Origin of the sequence: Flagellimonas algicida, from assembly GCF_049629585.1 — a bacterium.
Classification (GTDB): domain Bacteria; phylum Bacteroidota; class Bacteroidia; order Flavobacteriales; family Flavobacteriaceae; genus Flagellimonas.
This window is the reverse complement of sequence record NZ_JBMYIX010000001.1, coordinates 714447-736159: the sequence shown is the minus strand read 5'-3', so window position 1 is coordinate 736159 and position 21713 is coordinate 714447. Positions and strand designations below refer to the sequence as shown.

The window sequence follows — 21713 nt, the reverse complement described above, 5'->3', positions numbered from 1 at the left end:
ACATTGAAATTTATGGGGCTGCACTATTTTAATCCCTATATTTGTCCAATCAAAGTTGGGAATGCAGTTTAAACATCCAGAAATCCTTTGGGCCCTTTTTCTCCTCAGTATTCCCATTCTAATCCATTTATTTCAGTTAAGACGGTTTAAAAAAACACCCTTTACCAATGTGGCCATGCTACAAAAGGTGGTCTCTGAATCACGAAAAAGCAATACCCTCAAAAAATGGTTATTGCTTGTTACCCGTTTACTCTTATTGGCCGCATTGATCATTGCTTTTGCACAACCATTTTCTTCCACAGTAACGGCATTACAGCAAAAGGAAACTGTGGTCTATTTGGACAATTCCTTTAGCATGCAGGCCAAGAACAATGGCCTTTCACTGCTGGAAAAGGCCATCCAGGATTTGGTCAAAAACATAGATACGGAGACTGTTTTTAGTCTGTTCACCAATGAGAGCACTTTTAGGGATGTTTCTGTAAAGGATATTCAAAACCAGCTATTGTCCCTTCCTTACACACATAGGCAATTGAGTCTTGAGGATATTCAGTTAAAGGCCAATACCTTGTTTTCCAAATCCAATGGCACCATAAAAAATTTGATGGTCATTTCTGATTTTCAACAGCGTATGGCAGCTGGACCAATACCGTCGGATTCCACGGTCCAATCTTATTATGTACCGGCCCGACCAAAGGGCTCCGTCAATGTTTCCATAGATTCCATATACCTTGAGGACGATTTTTCAGATCAAACCAAACTCCACATTCTCCTGAGCGGCGGTTCCAATGACCAAACCGTACCCATTTCCCTCTACAATGGTCCATCCCTAATCGCAAAATCTGCTGCCAAGTTTGACGGCAATACTACATCGGAAGTGATGTTCTCTATACCCAGTGGACAAGAGATCAACGGGAGAATCATCATCACGGATAATGGTTTGGGGTACGATAACCAGTTCTTTTTCAACATCAATACTAAGGAGAGAATTAAAGTCTTGGCCATAAGCGCTTCCACAGGTGATTATTTGGAACGTTTGTATCCTGAAGAAGATTTTAACCTGATCAAAGTGCCCATTGACCAATTGGACTACAGTGCCTTGGAAGGACAGCATATGGTTATTCTTGATAATTTGAACACCATTCCCAATAGTTTGCAAAATGTGCTTGCCTCTTTTAAGGAAGATGGGGGTACCTTGGTAGTAGTTCCGTCGCAAAATAGTGATCTAGCTTCGTACAATAGCCTATTTTCCCAGCTTTCCAATATCCAATTTCTTGAAAAAGTGAACAATAGTGTGAACATTACCGCTATTGCTTTTGGTCATCCTCTATACAAAAACGTGTTTGAGAATGAGGTGGCCAATTTCCAGTATCCGAAGGTAGGGCAGTATTATAGAATTCGTTCCAATCTACCACGGATATTGTCTTTGGATAACAACGAACCGTTTTTATTGGGAACTAATGGGTTGTATTGCTTTACGGCTTCCTTGGAACCGGAAAACTCAAACTTTACCGCATCCCCGTTGATCGTCCCCACGTTTTACAATATGGCTACATCCAGCTTGAAACTGCCCCAAATTCAACATACCTTGGGGCAAGAGGAATCCGTGGACATATCTACCCAATTGTCCAACGATGCCATTTTAAGCATGTCCAAAGGTGATGAAACGTTTATCCCATTACAACAGAGCCTCCCCAATAAAGTGAGGCTTGTTTTTGAACAGAACCCTACCTCGGATGGTATTTACACCATCACCCAAAATGGTCAGGCCATAAAAAACATAAGCTTTAATTACCCAAGATCCGAGAGCCAATTGGCCTATTTGGATATGGAAAGTTTGAACCCGACCAATACCCAAGAATCCATTGGCTCGCTTTTCACCTATTTGGAAGCTGAAAACAACATTGCCGCTTATTGGAAATGGTTTGTTATTTTAGCGTTGCTTTTGGCACTGGTAGAGGTAATCATCCAAAAAATCATTCCATGAACATTCTGCTGAAGTCCGCAAGAATAGTGTGCCCCGAGAACAGGGAACTGCACATGAAAAAACGTGACATCCTTATAAAAAAAGGCATCATTGAAAAGATTGCCGCATCCATTGATTCGCCGTCCAACACCAAATTGGTCGACTTGAAAAATCTCCATGTCTCCTTAGGTTGGTTGGATACCGGTGTCAGTTTTGGTGAGCCGGGCCATGAGGAAAGGGAAACCATTTCCCACGGGCTTCATGTGGCCGGGAGGAGCGGTTTTACCGATATTGTCCTATATTCCAGCACCAGCCCCGTGCCGGACACCAGCTCCGATGTGGTATTTTTAAAGGAACGCGGGCAAGGAAAAGCCACTAACCTATATCCCATGGGGACTTTGACCAAGAACTCGGAAGGGAGCGATTTGGCCGAACTGTTCGACATGAAAAATGCCGGTGCTGTGGCCTACTACGATTTTAAACGACAGATCAGCAACCCCAATCTTTTGAAAATAGCCCTACAATATGCACAGAATTTCGGTGGATTGGTCTTTTCCTACCCGCAAGAAGGTTCAATTAAAGGGATAGGGGTCGCGCATGAAGGGATAGTCTCCACCACCTTGGGATTGAAGGGCATTCCGGCTTTGGCCGAAGAACTTCAGATTGCCCGAGATCTTTTTATCTTGGAGTATACTGGCGGAAAATTGCACATTCCAACGATTTCAACGGCAGAATCGGTAAAACTGATTGCCAATGCCAAGAAAAAAGGGTTGGATGTCACCTGCAGTGTAGCGGTTCATAATCTGGTTTTTACAGATGAAAGTTTAAAGGATTTTAATACCAACTATAAGGTATCCCCTCCTTTGCGGACCCAAAAGGAAATCAAAGCGTTGATCAAAGGGCTCAAGGATGGTACCATTGATTACATCACTACAGACCACATTCCCATGGATGTCGAGGAAAAACGGGTGGAATTTGACAATGCCGCTGACGGTACCCTAGGTCTGGAATCGGCTTTTGGGGCCCTTAACCCCATATTTGGAGTGGAGGAAACTGTGGCCCTACTGACCAAAGGTCATGAGCGATTTGGGGTAGAGCCCCCTTCCTTGGAAGAAGGCCAAAAAGCTTGTCTTACCCTGTTCGACCCAGAAATGGAGTATACCTTTGAAATGGAAAACATTCTGTCCACTTCCAAAAACAGCATGTTCTTGGGAACACCTTTGAAGGGAAAGGTATACGGTATCATCAACAACGACCACATTTTAATCTGATATTTTGAACGAAGCCAAATCCGGTAAGACCACTGCAGTTATAGCCTATATCACCTTGGTGGGCTTTTTGATCGCCATGAGTATGAACATGGAGCCCCGTAACACGTTTGCACGCTTTCATATTAGGCAGGCATTTGGCATGCATTTGGTGTTCCATGCCATGGCCATCGTGCTTTCCTTCAGCCAGATAGTTTTTCTCACCTTGCCACTTTATGGATTGTATGTTATCGTGCTCATATACGGGCTCACCCAAGCCTCATCAGGAAAGAGCAATCCCCTGCCTTTGATCGGGGAGCATTTTCAAAAATGGTTTACCTTTATTTCTTAAAACAATACCATGTCCCCCACCCCATTATCGTTGGAATATCTTGTACGTCCGTCATCTGCTGAATCTGGTAAAAAGCCCGCTATTTTTATGCTCCATGGGTATGGCAGCAATGAAGAAGATCTCTTTTCCTTTGCTTCTGAACTCCCAGAAGAGCTTTTCGTGATTTCGGTAAGGGCGCCATACCACCTAGATCCTTTCGGATATGCGTGGTATGCCATCAATTTTGATGCGACCCATGGGAAATGGAACGATGTGGAACAAGCTTCGGAATCCCGTGAAAAAATCGTTGCGTTCATGGATGAAGCCATTGAAGCCTACGATTTGGATACTGAAAATATTACCCTTTTGGGGTTTAGTCAAGGGAGTATCCTAAGCTATGTCGTGGCACTTTCCTATCCTGAAAAAGTGAAGAATGTAATTGCTTTAAGCGGTTATATCGATGAGAATATCATAAAGGAGGGGTATACGGAAAATGATTTTGGCACCCTTCATATGTATGCGTCCCACGGACAAGTGGACCAGGTAATCCCCTTGGAATGGGCCCAAAGAACCCCGGATTTTCTAAAAAACCTTTCCATAGATATTACCTACGAAGAGTTTCCCATTGGCCATGGGGTTTCACAGCAGAACTTTTATTCCTTCCGAAAGTGGTTGGTGGAACACCTTTAATTGCTACGGGTGTACAACAAATGATCCAATAGGGTAAAGTCTACGCTCAGGTCATCCTTGAGTTCATACTTGATGATGAGATCTCCCCAGTATTTTCCGTCCGAGAAATCGGCCAAGATCCATTTGTGGTTCAATACCTTGATTTTGTTGATTTTAAAATCGCTTTCCATCCCTGCGTAGGGAATCAATGGATTGTCCCCGGATTTTTCATTGGTCTCCAAAAGCTTGTCCTCGATATAACGGGCTGGGTGTTCCAGATTGAGATGGTCATAATATGCCAAGGCATCGTCATTGTTTTCCAAGGAAAAATACTGCATGTCCAATAATCGCAATTGGGTCTTTTGGATGGAATCCTCAAGCTGCTCCACCTTGGTCTGTAACTCATTCACATCGGCAGTCATGGCCTTTTGTAGGTTATTGGCACTCACAAATTGATACAGCGCCAACAAAGCGGCAAATACAAATAGATATAAAAAAATCTTGTTCTTCATGGGTTAGATCTTCAATTTCAAATTATCATAGGCCAAATGTACGTTCTTGGGAAGTTTTTTCTCCACTTCCCCATGAAATCCCAACATATGGCTAATATGGGTCAAATAGGTTTTTTCCGCTCCTACTTCTTCGGCAAAGGCCAATGCTTCCTCCAAGTTGAAATGGGAATGATGCGGTTCTTCCCGTAGGGCATTGACCACCAAAACCTTTACACCTTTCATCTTGGCCATTTCATGGGCATCCACCCGTTTCACATCGGTCAGGTACACAAAATCCTTAAAGCGATATCCGAAAACCTGCAGCCGATTATGGTAGGCTTCTATTGGGATGATCTCCATATCTTCCAATTGAATGGGGGTGTCTTTGAACACTTGGATCACTTGGACTGCCGGAGCCCCGGGATACCGGTCTTCATCGGCAAAAATGTAATCAAAACGTCTTTGCAAAGAAGCAATGACCCGTTCATGGGCATAGATGGGAATATCTCCTTGCCGAAAGAAAAAAGGCCGGATGTCATCGATACCAGCGGTATGGTCCGAGTGCTCATGGGTAAAAAAAATACCATCCAGACGATTTATGGGGTTGGCCAACATTTGCTGCCTAAAATCAGGCCCACAGTCTATTACATAATGGTAATCCTTCCAAGAAACCAAGACCGATACCCGCAATCGCTTGTCCTTGGGGTCTTGGCTCAGGCACACGGGATGGTTACTGCCAATGACAGGTATTCCCTGTGAGGTTCCGGTGCCCAAAAAGGTGATGGTCATCACGTCGTCCATTAAAATCAAAATTATAACTTATTTATTTAATAGATTGAATGAAGAGTGTAACTTTGTGGTCAATAAAATACCGGATATGCCTACTGTACTCAGCAAAGAAGATGCTTTTGAAAACATCCCTTCGATAAAGGCAAAAACGCTGCGCATTAACCTTAACCCTAACATCTACGGCACCTTTGCCGAAATTGGTGCGGGACAGGAAACAGCCAGACATTTTTTTAGGGCCGGTGGTGCTTCAGGGACCATTGCAAAGGCCATGAGCGCTTACGACAAGTCGTTTAGTGATGCCATTTACGGAATTGAGGAAGATGGGCGGTATGTGACCCAGTCCCGTTTGAAAAAGATGTTGGACCACGAGATGCAATTGGTGGAGGAGCGTATCAGCAGGGAAAACAACCCCGACTATCTGTTCTTTACCTATGCCAATACGGTGGCGACCATCGATTTTTCCAAACGCTACAAAGGCCATGGCTGGGTAGGTATCCGATTTCAATTGGATCCCGATCAAAAAGAATATGATGAGATTGTCCTGCACATTCGCTTTAAGCAAAATGAAGCCCGTCTACAGCAGGAAACCCTTGGAATCTTGGGGGTAAATCTTATTTATGGGGCCTATTTTAAGTTCAATAAGCCTAAAAAACTTCTAAAATATCTATACGACCATATCGACAAGGACACTGTTGAGATTGACATGGTGAATTTTACAGGTCCTAATTTCAAGGAGGTCGATAACCGATTGATGAGCTTGCAGCTGATCAAAAACGACATGACGGACGCCGTGATGTTCGGTCCTGACGGGAACAACCTTTTGCCCGCTGCCGCACTCTACAAAAAGAACATCTTGGCTCTTCGGGGAAGTTTTAGGCCCGTGACCAAGGTGAATATGGACATGTTCCAGAAATCGTATGACATTTTTATCCGTGAACAGACCGTTGACATGGATAATACCATAGTGGTTTTTGAGATAACCCTATCCAACCTCAAGGCTTCTGGGGAAATTGATGAACAGGACTTCATGGATCGTGCGGAACTACTCTGTTCGTTGGGCCATACCGTTCTCATCTCCAAATTCCAGGAATATTACAAGTTGGTGGAGTATTTCAACAACTACACTAAGGCCCGAATTGGCCTTACCATGGGGGTGAACAATTTGGTGGACGTCTTTGATGAAAAATACTACCGCCACTTAAGTGGAGGCATCTTGGAGGCCTTTGGAAAACTGTTCTTCAAGGATTTAAAGGTATACCTCTACCCTATGAAAGATCCAGAAACCGGACAAATCATGACAAGCAACAATGTCAAGGTGCATCCGCGGATGAAGGAACTCTACAAGTTCTTCAAGTACAATGGCAAGGTGATGGACATCATTGATTATGACCCTGACATCATGCACATTTTCTCCAGGGATGTCTTGAAAAAACTCATGAGTGGGGAAAAAGGCTGGGAAGATGAGCTTCCGGAAGGTATTGCGGAAATCATAAAGGAAAAACACCTGTTCTCCCAAAAAGAACTTCCTGAGGATAAAACTCCAGAAAAGAAGAAAGAAAAGGAAAAAGCATAATTCCTTCAACAAATTCTGATTTACTTCCGCTAGAACATTCAAAAGCTATTTTGAAAGTTGGGCTATGAGGTAGAATTTGGATTGTTGGTATTTTAGATTTTCGGGTTTCTTCTTGGTTCTTGCATCTTTTGTCTTTCATCAGAAGTCCAACCTCCAATATCTGAATCCATCAAATCTATCATTCACCTAGCAACTGCGCCGCATGGTCCTTGGTCTTCACTTTTTCAATGACCTTTTCCACCACGCCTTCTTTGTCAATCACAAAAGTGGTTCTATGAATACCATCAAAAGTCCGTCCCATGAACTTTTTGGGGCCCCATACGCCAAAGGTGTTGATCACGGTATGGTCCACATCGGCCAATAAGGGAAATGGGAGTTTATACTTATTTTTAAAATTGGCCTGCTTGCGCTCCGTATCTGCGCTGACCCCCAAAAGTTCATAGCCTTCATCGGTCAATGCCTTGTAATTGTCCCGTAAATTACAGGCTTCCATGGTACATCCTGGAGTACTGGCCCTGGGGTAAAAGAAGACCACTAGCTTTTTGCCTTTGTAGTCGCTTAGATTAATTGTGTTTCCATCTTGGTCTTTTGAAGAAAATTCAGGTACTTTATCCCCTACTTTTAACATGTTCATATGCGAATGGTCTTAATTTTATTGTTTAATAATTATATTTCAAAATTAAACAAAAATGACTAAACAGGAAAAAGTTGATTTCACTATCAAAACCTTGGATGAGCTCTACTCCACCATTCCCATTCCTCTGGACCATAAAGACCCTTATACGCTTTTGATCGCGGTATTGTTGTCCGCCCAAAGTACGGATGTACGGGTCAACCAGATTACCCCACTGCTTTTTGAAAGAGCGGACAATCCCTTTGATATGGTAAAACTTTCCGTGGATGAGATACGGGAGATCATAAAACCCGTGGGGCTTTCCCCCATGAAATCAAAGGGAATCCATGGGCTATCGCAAATCCTGATTGAAAAATACAATGGAGAGGTTCCCAGAAACATTGAACTTTTGGAAGAGTTGCCCAGTGTAGGGCATAAAACCGCCAGTGTAGTGGTTTCCCAGGCTTTTGGGATACCCGCTTTTCCTGTGGACACCCATATTCACAGGTTGATGTACCGTTGGGGATTCAGTAATGGAAAAAATGTGGTACAGACCGAAAGGGATGCCAAACGTTTGTTTCCAAAGGAAATATGGAACCGTTTGCACTTACAGATCATCTGGTACGGCAGGGAATATTCCCCAGCAAGGGGGTGGGATTTGGACAAAGATGTCATCACCAGAACCATTGGCAGAAAAACGGTCCTTGACGACTATCATAAAACAAAAAAGAGCCGCTAATCGCGGCTCTTTCATTTTCCTTTTTGAAGCTAACTAGTTCAGTGTAACTTCAAATGCATGTTTTTTACAATCAACTACATGAATCGATTTGGAATAGCTAAGCAAAAAATCGATGGTCTTTTGGCTAGCTCTTACCGATGTAACGGCTTTTTGTTCTTCAGAGTAAATGTTTTCCATATTCTAGCATTAATGTTTCAAATAGATAACGCCGCTAGAATGGAAATATTGCAGGCTTCGATGTAATGCCCGATTAATTCGTTAAAACGATATTCTTACGATCTACGATTTTTCGAAGGTTGATCAAGGCATATCGCATTCTTCCCAATGCTGTATTGATGCTCACCCCAGTGTTTTCGGATATTTCCTTAAAACTCATGTCCTTATAGATACGCATTATCAACACTTCTTTTTGATCTTCGGGCAATTCCTCGATCAAAAGGGTAAGATCACTGTCTATTTGATCTTTGATGAGTTGTTTCTCTGCATTGAGCTTCTCATCCTTGATCACGGAAAAGATGTTGAAGTCATCACTTCCCTCAAACTTGGGCATCCGCTTGTTCTTACGGAAATGGTCAATGATCAGATTGTGGGCAATTCGCATCACCCAAGGCAAAAACTTGCCTTCTTCACTGTATTTACCCCTTTTCAAGGTTTTGATCACCTTGATAAAAGTGTCTTGGAAGATGTCCTCTGCAACATCCCGGTCCAAAACTTTGGAATAAATAAAACTGGAGATTCTTTGGTTGTGCCTGTTGATCAAGGTCTCAAGGGCCTTTTCGTCACCGGCAATATAGCTCTTTACTAATATCGAGTCATTAATCTGTAGTTCCATACAAATTACTTTTTTTGGTTAACATCTAGGGTTTCCCTTTTCCAAGGAAAGCCTTTAGGTATTTAGTTTATTGTAAAAAAGTAATTATCGCTGTATAGGCCTATCAGATTTTTAATTACATCCCAAATATAGAAAATTAGGTAGGTGACCTGAAAATCTATGTTGTGATTTGCCCGTTTTTATATGTTAACTGATGCAATATACGTATTAAGTGAGGTGTATCGTATCTTTGGGGATCTAATTTTAACAGATGGCAACCCCTATAAACGTAGATCCCAAGCAGAATATTATCATTAAAGGTGCCAAACTGCACAATCTCAAGAATATCGATGTGGTCATCCCCCGCAATAAACTGGTGGTAATCACGGGATTGTCCGGTTCGGGAAAGTCTAGCTTGGCCTTTGATACCCTCTATGCCGAGGGGCAACGACGTTATGTGGAAAGCCTATCATCCTATGCCCGACAGTTTTTGGGGAAACTGGACAAACCCAAAGTAGACTATATAAAAGGTATAGCCCCTGCCATTGCCATAGAGCAAAAGGTGAACTCCACCAATCCAAGATCTACGGTGGGCACCACTACCGAAATTTATGACTATCTGAAATTATTATATGCCCGTATCGGGAAGACCATATCCCCCATTTCTGGAAAAGAGGTGAAAAAACATACGGTGACCGATGTCATTAAGTATATAAAATCATTGCAGGAAGGTGCCAAACTATTATTATTGGCCCCGGTGACCATCAAGGAAGACCGCGACCCCATCAAATCCTTGGAACTTTTTTCAAAGCAAGGTTATGCAAGGATAAAACACAACGGCAAGGTCATCCGAATAGATCAAGTGCCCGATGATGTTGGTCGAACTTTTGATTTGGTCGTGGATCGTATCATTATAAAGGAGGACGAGGATTTTTACAATCGCTTGGCCAATGCGGTGGACAATGCCTTCTTTGAAGGGAAAGGACAATGCGCCATTGAAAATTTGGAAAACGGTGAGACCAAAACATTCAGTAACCAGTTTGAACTGGACGGCCTAAAGTTTTTGGAACCCAATGTACACCTCTTCAGTTTCAACAATCCCTACGGGGCTTGCCCCAAATGTGAAGGGTACGGCGATGTCATTGGTATTGATGAGGATCTCGTCATCCCCAACACGGCACTTTCCGTGTACGAAAATACCATTTTCCCTTGGCGGGGCGAAAGTATGGGTTGGTACCGCGATCAATTGGTCAACTCGGCCTACAAATTTGACTTCCCCATCCATAAACCTTGGTTTGAACTGTCCGAATCCCAAAAACAACTCGTGTGGGATGGCAACGAACATTTCATGGGTCTCCATAAATTCTTTGAACAGCTCGAAGAAAAAAGCTATAAAATCCAGAATAGGGTCATGCTTTCCCGTTATCGGGGGAAGACAAAATGTTCTGTCTGTAAAGGAAAGCGACTCAGGGCTGAGGCCAATTATGTCCAGATTGCCGGCAGATCCATTTCAGATATCATTGAGTTGCCCATCAAACGGTTGATTCCTTTTTTTGAGGAACTCCAACTTTCGGAGCACGACAGGACCATTGCCAATCGTTTGCTCAAGGAAATCACCACCCGTTTGGACTTTTTGGACAAAGTGGGATTGAGCTACCTCACCCTCAACCGAAAATCGAACACGCTCTCTGGCGGGGAAAGCCAGCGCATCAACTTGGCCACTTCCTTGGGCAGTAGCTTGGTGGGTTCCATGTATATTTTGGACGAGCCCAGCATCGGTCTGCACCCCAAGGACACCGAAAATCTAATCGAAGTTCTTATTTCCCTTCGGGATTTGGGCAATACCGTAATTGTGGTGGAACATGACGAGGACATCATGAAAGCCGCCGACGAGGTCATCGATATAGGTCCCGAAGCAGGAACCCTAGGTGGCGAGGTGGTGGCCACCGGAAGTTTGGAGGCCATTCTCAAGGCCCATTCCCTCACAGCGGATTACCTAAATGGCACCAAGGCCATTGAAGTGCCCAAGGAGCGTCGCAATTCCAAAAGCTATATCCAAATCAAGGGTGCCCGGGAGAACAACCTTAAAAATATAGACGTCACTTTTCCTTTAAATATGTTGACGGTGGTCACGGGCGTTTCCGGAAGTGGTAAAAGCACCTTGGTCAAGAAGATTCTGTATCCCTCCATATTAAAAGAAGTAGGTGGTTATGGCGAAAAAGCGGGTCAGTTCACCGCCATGGAAGGCAAATATGCCCACATCAAACACGTGGAGTTTGTGGACCAGAATCCCATTGGGCGTTCGTCCCGTTCCAATCCGGTTACCTATATCAAGGCCTATGATGATATCCGAAACCTCTTCGCATCGCAAAAACTGAGCAAGCTGCGGGGTTACCAAGCCAAACATTTTTCCTTTAATGTGGATGGAGGTCGTTGTGAAAAGTGCAAGGGCGAAGGTGAAATCACGGTGGAAATGCAGTTTATGGCCGATGTCCATCTGGAATGTGATGCCTGCGACGGCAAACGCTTTAAAAAGGAGATTCTGGAAGTACATTTTGAAGGAAAAAACATTGACGACATCCTTAACCTCACCATTGATGATGCCGTGGCACACTTCAAGGCCCACCAACAGGACAAAATTGTGACCAAGTTGCAACCTCTGCAAGATGTGGGATTGGGCTATGTGACCTTGGGGCAGTCCTCCTCTACCCTATCCGGTGGTGAGGCACAGCGGATAAAGCTTGCCTCTTTTTTGGTCAAGGGGAACACCAAGGAAAAAGCCTTGTTCATCTTTGATGAACCCACCACGGGATTGCATTTCCACGACATTAAAAAACTGTTGAAATCCTTTGACGAGCTTATTGCCAAGGGGCATTCGGTGATTGTGATCGAACACAATATTGAGCTCATCAAATGTGCGGACTACTTGATAGATCTTGGCCCTGAAGGCGGGGAAAACGGCGGGCATTTGGTGGCCGAAGGCACGCCCGAGGAAGTCGTCCAAAACCAAGCATCCCATACCGCGGTCTATTTGCGTGAAAAGCTCTGATCTTACCTCAGTCCCATTCCTTGGACCTTTGGTGTAAGATATTGTTCATCTGCATGGCAACAACCTGTTTTCAGGGCAAATCTATAGTAATTTTCCTTCAAGGTTGATTTTTATATCAACCCAAAACCCTGTTTTATCAATTGGGAAGCCCCATCCGTCAATTAGTGCCCATAAGCCCTTTACACATTCCTAAGTTTACATTGGGTAACATATAAAGGTATATGATATGAAAAAAATTACGCTGATCACAATCTTATTGCTTTGTCATACTGCATTTAGCCATTCAACTCCGGTTTGTAGTGCAGAACTTGTCCAAGATGAAATCATAATCCCGGACGTGGTACTTGAACAATCCATTTCCGAATATATCGAGAACAGAAATTATGCGGTACCCACCAAACTGGTTTTTCCAAATTTGGTCACCGTTAAAACACCGTTATATTTTGACCAAAATACAAACTTGGTCGAAATAGAAGCTCCCTTATTGGAAAATGTGGAAGATCGTTTGACCTTCACAAAAAACTCAGGTCTCTTAAAGGTTTCCTTTCCAAAACTTAACAACACCGGTTATCTAATTTTGGAACAAAATCCAGATATCATGGAGGTTTCTCTTCCCAGTTTAATGGATATAGAGGTTAATTTGGCCATATACCACAATCCTGTATTGGAATCCGTTGTCCTTTCCAATTTACAGAATATAGGGGGAAGTTTTAAATTATGGCAAAATCCCGTTTTAGGACTTTTGGATATCGTACAGTTAAAAAGTATCTGTGGCAATTTTTACCTTAACAATAGTCCCTCCATTACGTCACTTCATTTACCTAACTTCCAAAGCATGGGATATTGTGGTGAGTTCGATAACTATCCCACATCACTCCATATTTCGCACAATGCCAATTTAGAAATTGTCTATGCCCCAAATCTGGAGAAAGTATTGGATTTATACGTTCGGCACAATCCGCAACTCATAAAATTGAATCTGTGTAGTTTGGAGGTGTTGAATGAGTTTTCCGTAGCGTATAACCATCCTTCCATCAATCCAGGTCCCCCCTTTTGTTATACTGATGATGATGGGCAAACTGATGATGAAACAGAAGATGGGGCAGAAAACGTGGATGATGAAGAAGATGATACCAACAGAGAAGAGGAAGAGGAAGAGGAAGAGGAGAAAGAGGAAGATAGGGAGAAAATATATCCCAATCCAAGTGAGGATTATATCTATGTTGATACGGAAACCCAATTTACCGTAATCTCCATTTTTGATTTATCCGGAAATTTGGTCAAAACCTTCCGCTCCGAGGAAGAGCGATATGACGTTAGCGGTATTGCACCTGGCATGTATCTTATGATGGTCCAGTATCCTGATGGGGCAACGTCCCAACCAAAAAAAATCATTGTACGATAAACACCAATACCTTCTTAAAGCTTCGCTTTTGGCTTAGGTTGATTTTTCCCATCAACCCAAAACCCCTTTTCGTCAATTCATAAGGGGCATCCATCAATTGGCACCCTATAAAAATAGGCACACACCTTAATATAGTAGGTTAAAAGAGAACAAAATGATCTATCCATGATCAACAAACTTGTTTTACACCTATTGGAAACGAAAACATCTGGGCACTTCCTTTCAGATGGAGGCTTTTCAACCCCAAAAAACTTACAAACCCAAAAACTATGTACTCCCTCAAAAACCATCTAATACCGTATAGAAAAAGTCTACTTGGGCTGTTGCTGGCCTTTTTTGGACTTAGTTTTTTTCATCTCGGCCGTGGTGCCATAAACCTAAAGGTTGGAAACTTTGAAAACAATCTCTATGTTCCAAGTATTGCCGTAACCATGTCGGGAAGTGTGGCTGTTGACTGCTCTTCGGTACAATACGTTATCACAGTACGGAATACCAGTACACAAGGTGAGTCCTTTCTCCCTGCCGAAGTGATTATTGCGGAAGTTGGCAATGATCCCAACTTTACACATCAAACCCTGCCCTTTGCTGGGGACGATGGCGATAATATTTTTGAAGCTGGGGAATCATGGCAGTATAGGGCTGCTCGTGCGATTGACCCAGGTACTTTAACGCAATCGACCCTATCCAATCAGGTGCAAGTTACCGTTGGTGGTGTCGCTAGTGATCTTTCCGATGATACCCTCATTAATGAGGATGACCCAACGGTTACCAATGTAGCTTCTTGTCAAAATGTGGTGGCCACTATGACCGGGGTCAGAAATGGGGATTGTACGGCCATTGATTATACAATTATGGTTAGAAATCAAGGACCAAACTCCTACACCGAAGCTCAAATAACCATTGTAGACATCAACGATGTAGATTTTGTTGCCAATGTAGTTCCTTCCAATAAAAATGGTGACATCTCCCCAAACTCTTTCGATGCTGGTGATTCTTGGGAATATACAGCAACTAAGACATTAAACCCGGAAGACCTTAACCTTCCTGAAGTTTTAAACCAAGCCACCATTATGGCAGGTACCGCAGGTGACCTTTCCGATTCTGTATTCACTACCGAGGATAATCCAACAAGGATAGATATTGAAAGTTGTCGCCGTATTGGAGCAGTACTTGTTGTACAGACCAAAGACTGGTTTGGCAATGCTCCGGGCTGTGAGACCGTTGAATATCAATTGGTAGTCAGAAATTTAAGCGCAGTGGCCCAAGCCTTGACCAATGTACAGATTGCGAGTTTAGACCCCAACTTGAACTTTACATTTGTTACTGGGGATGACAACAACAATACTTTTTTCGATTCTGGTGAATCTTGGGAATATACTGCCACCCGTCCCTTGGACCAAAACGATTATTACCCCAATACACTGGTTGAACAGATAGATGTTACCGCAACGGTGGATGGTAACCCTTTGGCCACAGTCAGTGATTTGTCCCACCCCAGCGACTTTTTGGACAATGCCACCACGGACATAGTTCTTGAATGTGAAAAAGGCACCGTTGCTCTTATCAAAACCGCTGAAGACAACGATTCCTGCGATAACATTACCTACACATTTACTGTAATGCATCTAAACAATGTTCCCCACAGTTATATCAACATTACCGTTGAAGACCCTGCTTTTGGTGGGGTGTTCTTGGATGCCCCCATCGAAAGCATTACAACCAATGGTGAGTTGGAACCAGGGGAAACTTGGACCTATTTCAGGGTGTACAATGTAACCGCAGAAAACATAATTGATGGTGAAGTACTCAACCAGGCCTATGTCAAGGCTGAGACCAAAGATATTATTCCACCCCTAGTATCAGTGGACGCCTCCGACCCCAGTGACCCCGCCCAAGACCGCGAAACCGTTACAGACCTTACTGCCTGCGCTCCCCGTATTGCCATTGTTAAAAAAGGGGTTTCCAAAGACCCATTAGGCAATGATGGGGGCTGCTACGGCATTGAGTATACCTTTTATGTGACCAATGAAAGTGGCAATGGGAACGATTTACATATTCTCAGCGTAACCGATGACCATGTAACCAATATCACCTACGTTTCAGGAGATGATGGAGATAACATCTTGCAAGTTGGAGAAACATGGGAATATACAGGATTTTATGTCATCACAGCAGAAAACCTTGAAGCTGGAGAAGTGGAGAATACTGCCTATGTTTCTGCAGAGGATCAAATCTTGGGAGTAACCGTGGAAGATTGGTCCGATTTTGACAATGTGGACGAAGACCGCCCCACGGTCACCGATATTTCCGAATGCGCCCCAAAAATTGCCTTGGTCAAAACCGGGGTGGCCTATGGCGGCCAGGGAGAAGAAGGAGGTTGCGCATTCATTGACTATACCTTTACGGTCTCCAACGAGAGCACCAAAGGCCAAGTCTTGGAAAATATTACCATTGCTGACCAAGACCTACCGATCTTTATCGACATTAATTTTCCGCCTACCTCTGGTGATGTGGGCAATGACGGTCTTTTGGGCCCGGATGAAATCTGGGTGTACGAAAACATAGAATACCAACTCAACACAGATGATCGTCTTGCCGGACAAGTGGAAAACACGGCCATAGTCACGGCCACCATGGAAGGCTTTGCGGAAATTACCGTGGAGGATACCTCGGATTTTGAAAACACCTTGGAGGATAGGCCTACCGTTACCTTGCTTGGGGATTGTGAACCCCGCATTGCCCTTATTAAAGAAGGAGTGGTCAATGCAGACTGTTCGGCCATCGACTATACCTTTACATTGACCATTGAAAGCACAACAGACGAAAGTTTTGAAAATGTGGTGGTCACGGATTTAGATTTGCCTTTGGTGATCCAAGGCCCCCAAGGCGATGGTAACTTTATGGGTATCTTGGAACCTGGTGAAACATGGATCTACACCGCCACCCAACCCATAAGCCCTGACGATATTAATTTTGGGTGTTTCCACAACCAGGCGCAAGTCACCGCCAATGTACAGGCTTATCCGGATTATATGGTACAGGACCTTTCGGACGATGATAGCCCTGATGAGGACGATGTCACCGAAGTGGACCTGAGCACTTGCCAAAACCCGGCCGTTGGCTTGATCAAAGAGGCAGAACTGTTGGACATCAACAACGATAACTGCCCCGAGAGCGTGGCCTATACCTTTACCGTGACCAATACGGGAGATGTGGCCCTGCACGACGCCGTTTTAAATGATGATATGCTGAACGGTGAGGTCCCCGGTCCCACCCCAGAAAGTGATGACGGAGGGGACGGCATCCTTTCCGTAGGGGAAAGCTGGACCTACCAAGCCATTTACAATATTGTCCAAACGGATATTGACAACGGCTATGTGGAGAACACCGCTACCGTGACTATGTTCAATCTTTGTAATACTGCACAGGTAGCCGACACCTCTGATGATAACTCGAATACGGAGAACGACCCCACCAACATTACCATCCCCAACGACGCCTGTACCGATGGTAATGCGAGCCTCAGTCTGATCAAAGTAGGAGAACTGAAGGACTATAACCAAGATGGTTGCCAAGAAAGCATTTTATACACTTTTACGGTCACCAATAACGGGGATGTGGACTTGGACAATGTATTCTTGGAGGATGATAAATTAAGTCCCAATCCAATATCTGGGCCTGTTGATGGTAGTGATGATAATGATGATGATATCCTTTCCATAGGTGAAAGCTGGACCTATGAGTTCGTCTATGCCATTGTACAAGAGGATATCGACCTGACGTATGTGGAGAACACGGCACGGGTGACTGCTCAACCCGAAGGGATAGATATTTTGGTAATCGATTTTTCCGATTTTGAAGACCCGTTGGATGATAGACCCACAAAAACCGATGTCCCAGATACAGCATGTACCAATAGGGCGCCCAGTTTGGGATTGGCCAAGTCTGGGCAGTTGGTGGACATCAACTCGGACGGATGCAGTGAAAGTATCCTCTACACCTTTACCGTGACCAATACGGGAGCACTAGATTTGGAAAATGTGACCTTGGAAGATGATAAGTTGAATGGTACGGTAAACGGTCCTACCGAAGGAAGTGATCTTGGGGAAGACGGTATGCTTTCCGTTGGCGAAAGCTGGACCTACCAAGCCCTGTATGCCATACAACCAGCCGATGTTTCCAATGGTTCTGTGGATAATTTGGCCTCGGTATCGGCCAACCCAGTGGGATTGCAAGCGAACGTTTCGCAGAATGCTTCCGCAAATACCGTGGTGCCCAACGATGCCTGTACCAATGGGTCGGCGGGAATAGGGCTAATCAAAGTAGGCAATCTGGCTGATGCCAATGGCGATGCATGCCCCGATTCCATTATCTATACATTCACGGTATCCAATACAGGCGAGGCTGACTTAGAAGAACTCCTCTTGGAAGATGAAAAACTGGGAGGTTATATTCCTGGTCCTGTACCCGGAACAGACAATGGCAATGATGGCATATTGTCCGTTGGGGAGAGCTGGACGTTTAAGACCACCCACTCGCTTACCCAACAAGATATTGACAACGGCTCGGTGACCAACCAAGCTATGGTTTCTTCGCAACCCGTGGGCTTGGAAGCCCAAGTCTCGGATATGTCCGATGACGATAGCTTTGATGAAGACCAACAGACCGTCACCATAGTTCCCGCTGATGCCTGTCCCAGTGAGGGAACTGACCCAGACTTCGAGATTTATACCGGAATCACTCCCAACGGGGATGGCATCAACGATTATTTCAGAATTGATGGTATTGAGGCATACCCCAATAATTCCCTGAGAGTTTTTAATAGATGGGGCGCCTTGGTGTATGAAGCTGAAGGATATGGTATAGGCAATCAGGTTTTCACAGGGGTTTCTGAAGGTCAGGCCACGATCATGAAAGACCGAAGTCTGCCCAGTGGCACCTACTTCTACATTTTGGAATTTGAGACCGAAAACCCAGGTGAGGCCAGCTATTCGGGATACCTCTATATCAACCGGGATTAATGTATCCAAGCCATTATATAATGAAATCAACATTCAGAATACCTTTCATGAGAACACTTATTGCGATGACATTTCTATGCCTAGGGTGTATTTGTACTGTTCATGGGCAACAAGACCCCCAATACACCCAATATATGTACAACACCCAGATTGTAAACCCTGCCTATGCAGGTTCTAGGGAAGTAATGAGTATTGGGGTTTTGGGCCGTACCCAATGGTTAAGTCTGGAAGGTGCCCCACAAACAGGCACTTTTACACTCAACTCACCCATAGGTGTTTCAAAGAATATGGGGCTTGGGCTCTCCATCATATATGATCAAATTGGTCCGGCCACCGAGTCCAACGTTATTGTGGATTATTCATATTCCATACAGCTGGCCCGACATGATATCAGCAAACTATCCTTTGGGCTTAAGGCAGGGATAGACCTCTTGGATGTGGATTACACCAAGTTGAACATCTATGACCCCAACGATCCATTTTTTCAAAATACGGTGGACAATAAACTGCAACCCCAAGTCGGGGCCGGGATCTATTACCATACCCAAAAATTCTATGCTGGGTTCTCTGTCCCCAATTTCATGAATTCCAAACATTTTGACGAAGGCTCATTGAACGATGTGGACTTGGATAACATAGCTGTGGAACGCTTACACTATTTTTTTATCACGGGCTATGTGTTTGACCTCTCCCCCAACCTAAAGTTCAAACCCGCGACCTTGGTAAAGTTTGTCAGTGGATCTCCCTTACAATGGGATATGTCCGCAAACTTTTTGATCAATGAGAAGGTTGCCCTGGGCGCTTCCTATCGGTGGAATTCCTCCATAAGTGCCTTGGCCGGGTTCCAGATTTCCCCGTCCATGTTCTTGGGAGTGGCCTATGATTATGACTCAACCCCAATCAAAGATTACAATAGTGGTTCCTATGAAGCACTGCTCCGATTTGACCTATTCCATAAAACAGACAAAGTCCTTACACCTAGATTCTTTTAAAATTCACCTTATGAACCACAAAACCATCCTTGGGATCCTATGCACCATTTTTACCATATTCATTTCATACCCTCAAAACAGCGTTATTAAAAAAGCTAATGAAGATTTTGACTCCTACTATTTCATAGATGCCAGAGAAATTTATTTAAAAATTGTTGATGACGGTTATGAATCCCCACAAGTGCTCAAAAAATTAGGGGACACCTACTATTTTAATAGTGAATATACCGAGGCTGCGGAGTGGTATAAAAAATTGATGGAAAAATTTCCCAATGATGTAGACCCCATATATTACTACAGGGCTGCCCAAAGTTTCAAGAGTATTGGCGATTACCAAACCTCTAAAAAAATGATGGGTAAATACTCAGGTTTGTCCTCCAATACGGAGATTGCAAAAAATTTTATGGAGGGTTATGCCAAATTGGACAGTTTGGTAGGATTTAAATCCAGTACCTACGAAGTGGCCAATATTACTGGTCTACTCACCAGTTCTGATTTTTCTCCAGCTTTCTATGGGGATAAGGTGGTTTTTGCATCTTCTTCAGCAAAAACGGAAGGGGACAAAATACATAATTGGACAGGACTGCCCTATTTAGATCTATTTGAGGCCGAAGTGGATGAAGATTGGCGGTTGTCCCATCCTAAACCGCTTGAAGGCGATATCAATACCCCGTATCATGAATCCAATGCGGTCTTTACCAATGATGGAAAAACAGTATACTTCACTCGAAATAACTACTTCAAGGGACGAAAAAGAAAAAACAGGCAAAAACTGGTCAGCCTAAAAATATACCAAGCCACTAAAATGGATGACGGTTCTTGGAAAAATATCACCGAACTTCCTTTTAACAGCGATTCACACTCTGTGGCACATCCGGCCTTGTCACCAGATGAAAAGCGACTGTATTTTTCATCGGACATGGAGGGCACCCATGGAGAATCGGATATCTGGTATGTGGATATTGTAGGGGACGGTTCCTTTGGAACGCCCGTTAACCTTGGCCCAAAAATCAATACGGAAACACGGGAAGGTTTTCCCTTTATTGGGAAGAACAACAACCTTTACTTTTCCAGTGATGGGCATTTGGGACTAGGGGGACTCGATATATTTGTGGTTTCGCTGGAACCTGATGGAGAATTTGAAGAAGTGACCAATCTCAAGCAACCCATTAATTCCAATAAGGATGATTTTGGTTTTATCTTGAATGAAGAGAAGAAAATAGGGTATCTGGCCTCCAACCGGGATGGTGATGCCGGAAGTAGTTCCGATGACATTTATAGGGTTTGGGAAAGCTGCGGCTTAACCATTATCCAAGGAGCCATTTCTGATTCCAAAACAGGAAAACCCTTGGATGGGGCCACGGTTAGCCTCATGAACAAGAACAACAATAAAGTAGCCGAAACCACCACGGACAGTAGTGGCAATTACATATTTAAGGGTGTAGTGGATTGCAGCAAAGCATACACAGTTCATGCAGAGTACAAAGATTATACCCCTAACCAAAAAAGTACGGTCACTCCACGGGGTTCCCATACCGAACAAATGGATATTGAACTTACACCTCCAGAGTGCCCCATTGATGATTTGGGGTGTAGGCTTACCCTGCAGCCTATCTACTTTGACTACGGAAAGTCCAGAATACGGCCTGATGCCGAAGTGGAACTGGCCAAGATTCTCCAAGCCATGAAACAATATCCCGAACTTTCCATACATATTGAGTCCCATACCGATTCAAGGTCAAGTAGCCGGTTTAACCTTAACCTATCCGAAAGACGTGCCCAAGCCACTCTGGAATGGTTGGTGAAACAAGGGATAAACCGAAGTAGGCTATCTGCAAAAGGCTATGGAGAGACCCAATTGTTGAACAACTGCTCCAATGGAGTGAGGTGCTCAGAAGAAGAACACCAACTCAACAGAAGATCCATGTTCATTATCAATGATTGATTTTTATAGAACTAATAATCAACATGTTATAGAAATTTTAGTTTTTTGGCACGCTGCTTGATATTATCAAGGTGG

Annotated in this window: 15 protein-coding genes; 11 read left to right on the top strand and 4 right to left on the bottom strand. The window is 43.9% G+C overall.

Features of this window, described 5'->3' with window-relative positions:
- The first annotated feature begins 61 nt into the window (after positions 1-61).
- Genes ACPD8L_RS03185 through ACPD8L_RS03170 form a run of 4 tightly spaced genes read left to right on the top strand, consistent with a single transcriptional unit; the run spans position 62 to position 4231 of the window.
- Complete coding sequence (locus ACPD8L_RS03185; protein WP_423941816.1) at positions 62-1984, top strand: BatA domain-containing protein; 1923 nt, start codon at positions 62-64, stop codon at positions 1982-1984.
- On the top strand, positions 1981-3234 hold the full coding sequence (locus tag ACPD8L_RS03180) for a dihydroorotase (protein WP_423941815.1): 1254 nt from the start codon (positions 1981-1983) through the stop codon (positions 3232-3234). Before ACPD8L_RS03185 ends, ACPD8L_RS03180 begins: the two co-directional genes overlap by 4 nt.
- A gap of 4 nt (positions 3235-3238) precedes the next feature.
- On the top strand, positions 3239-3562 hold the full coding sequence (locus ACPD8L_RS03175) for a magnetosome magnetite crystal formation protein family (protein ID WP_116218867.1): 324 nt from the start codon (positions 3239-3241) through the stop codon (positions 3560-3562).
- A gap of 9 nt (positions 3563-3571) precedes the next feature.
- A complete protein-coding gene (locus tag ACPD8L_RS03170; RefSeq protein WP_423941813.1) occupies positions 3572-4231 on the top strand; it encodes an alpha/beta hydrolase in 660 nt (219 codons plus the stop codon).
- Here the strand turns inward: ACPD8L_RS03170 and ACPD8L_RS03165 are convergent.
- Positions 4228-4722: a hydrolase gene (locus ACPD8L_RS03165; protein ID WP_423941811.1), complete on the bottom strand. Its 495-nt coding sequence runs from the start codon at positions 4720-4722 to the stop codon at positions 4228-4230. The genes ACPD8L_RS03170 and ACPD8L_RS03165 overlap by 4 nt on opposite strands.
- Positions 4723-4725: 3 nt before the next feature.
- Entirely contained in the window at positions 4726-5490 is a 765-nt protein-coding gene (locus ACPD8L_RS03160) for an MBL fold metallo-hydrolase (protein ID WP_423942968.1), read from the bottom strand.
- A gap of 88 nt (positions 5491-5578) precedes the next feature.
- On the opposite strand from ACPD8L_RS03160, the gene ACPD8L_RS03155 reads away from it, so the two are divergent.
- Positions 5579-7063: a TonB-dependent receptor gene (locus tag ACPD8L_RS03155; protein WP_116218870.1), complete on the top strand. Its 1485-nt coding sequence runs from the start codon at positions 5579-5581 to the stop codon at positions 7061-7063.
- A gap of 178 nt (positions 7064-7241) precedes the next feature.
- Here ACPD8L_RS03155 and bcp read toward each other — a convergent pair whose 3' ends face one another.
- Positions 7242-7697, bottom strand: coding sequence for a thioredoxin-dependent thiol peroxidase (bcp, locus tag ACPD8L_RS03150; RefSeq protein WP_423941809.1), 456 nt, complete (start codon positions 7695-7697; stop codon positions 7242-7244).
- 55 nt (positions 7698-7752) lie between these two features.
- Between bcp and ACPD8L_RS03145 the strand changes: the two genes are divergently transcribed.
- Positions 7753-8415 carry an endonuclease III domain-containing protein gene (locus ACPD8L_RS03145; RefSeq protein ID WP_423941808.1) on the top strand — a complete coding sequence of 221 codons (663 nt, stop codon included), beginning with the start codon at positions 7753-7755 and terminating at the stop codon, positions 8413-8415.
- 250 nt (positions 8416-8665) lie between these two features.
- On the opposite strand, the gene ACPD8L_RS03140 is transcribed toward ACPD8L_RS03145, so the two are convergent.
- A complete protein-coding gene (locus ACPD8L_RS03140; protein WP_116218873.1) occupies positions 8666-9247 on the bottom strand; it encodes an RNA polymerase sigma factor in 582 nt (193 codons plus the stop codon).
- Positions 9248-9497: 250 nt separating this feature from the next.
- On the opposite strand from ACPD8L_RS03140, the gene uvrA reads away from it, so the two are divergent.
- The 5 genes from uvrA to ACPD8L_RS03115 all read left to right on the top strand — a co-directional run bounded on the left by uvrA (position 9498) and on the right by ACPD8L_RS03115 (position 21638).
- Entirely contained in the window at positions 9498-12275 is a 2778-nt protein-coding gene (uvrA, locus tag ACPD8L_RS03135; protein ID WP_423941806.1) for an excinuclease ABC subunit UvrA, read from the top strand.
- Positions 12276-12501: 226 nt separating this feature from the next.
- Positions 12502-13680: a T9SS type A sorting domain-containing protein gene (locus tag ACPD8L_RS03130; RefSeq protein ID WP_423941804.1), complete on the top strand. Its 1179-nt coding sequence runs from the start codon at positions 12502-12504 to the stop codon at positions 13678-13680.
- A 269-nt stretch (positions 13681-13949) separates the two neighbouring features.
- The gene (locus ACPD8L_RS03125) at positions 13950-18701 is read left to right on the top strand and encodes a T9SS type B sorting domain-containing protein (RefSeq protein WP_423941803.1); all 4752 of its coding nucleotides are present in this window, start codon (positions 13950-13952) and stop codon (positions 18699-18701) included.
- Between the two features lie 47 nt (positions 18702-18748).
- Entirely contained in the window at positions 18749-19693 is a 945-nt protein-coding gene (locus tag ACPD8L_RS03120) for a PorP/SprF family type IX secretion system membrane protein (RefSeq protein ID WP_423941801.1), read from the top strand.
- 10 nt (positions 19694-19703) lie between these two features.
- Positions 19704-21638, top strand: a complete 1935-nt coding sequence (locus ACPD8L_RS03115) for an OmpA family protein (protein ID WP_423941800.1) — start codon at positions 19704-19706, stop codon at positions 21636-21638.
- Positions 21639-21713 lie beyond the last annotated feature (75 nt).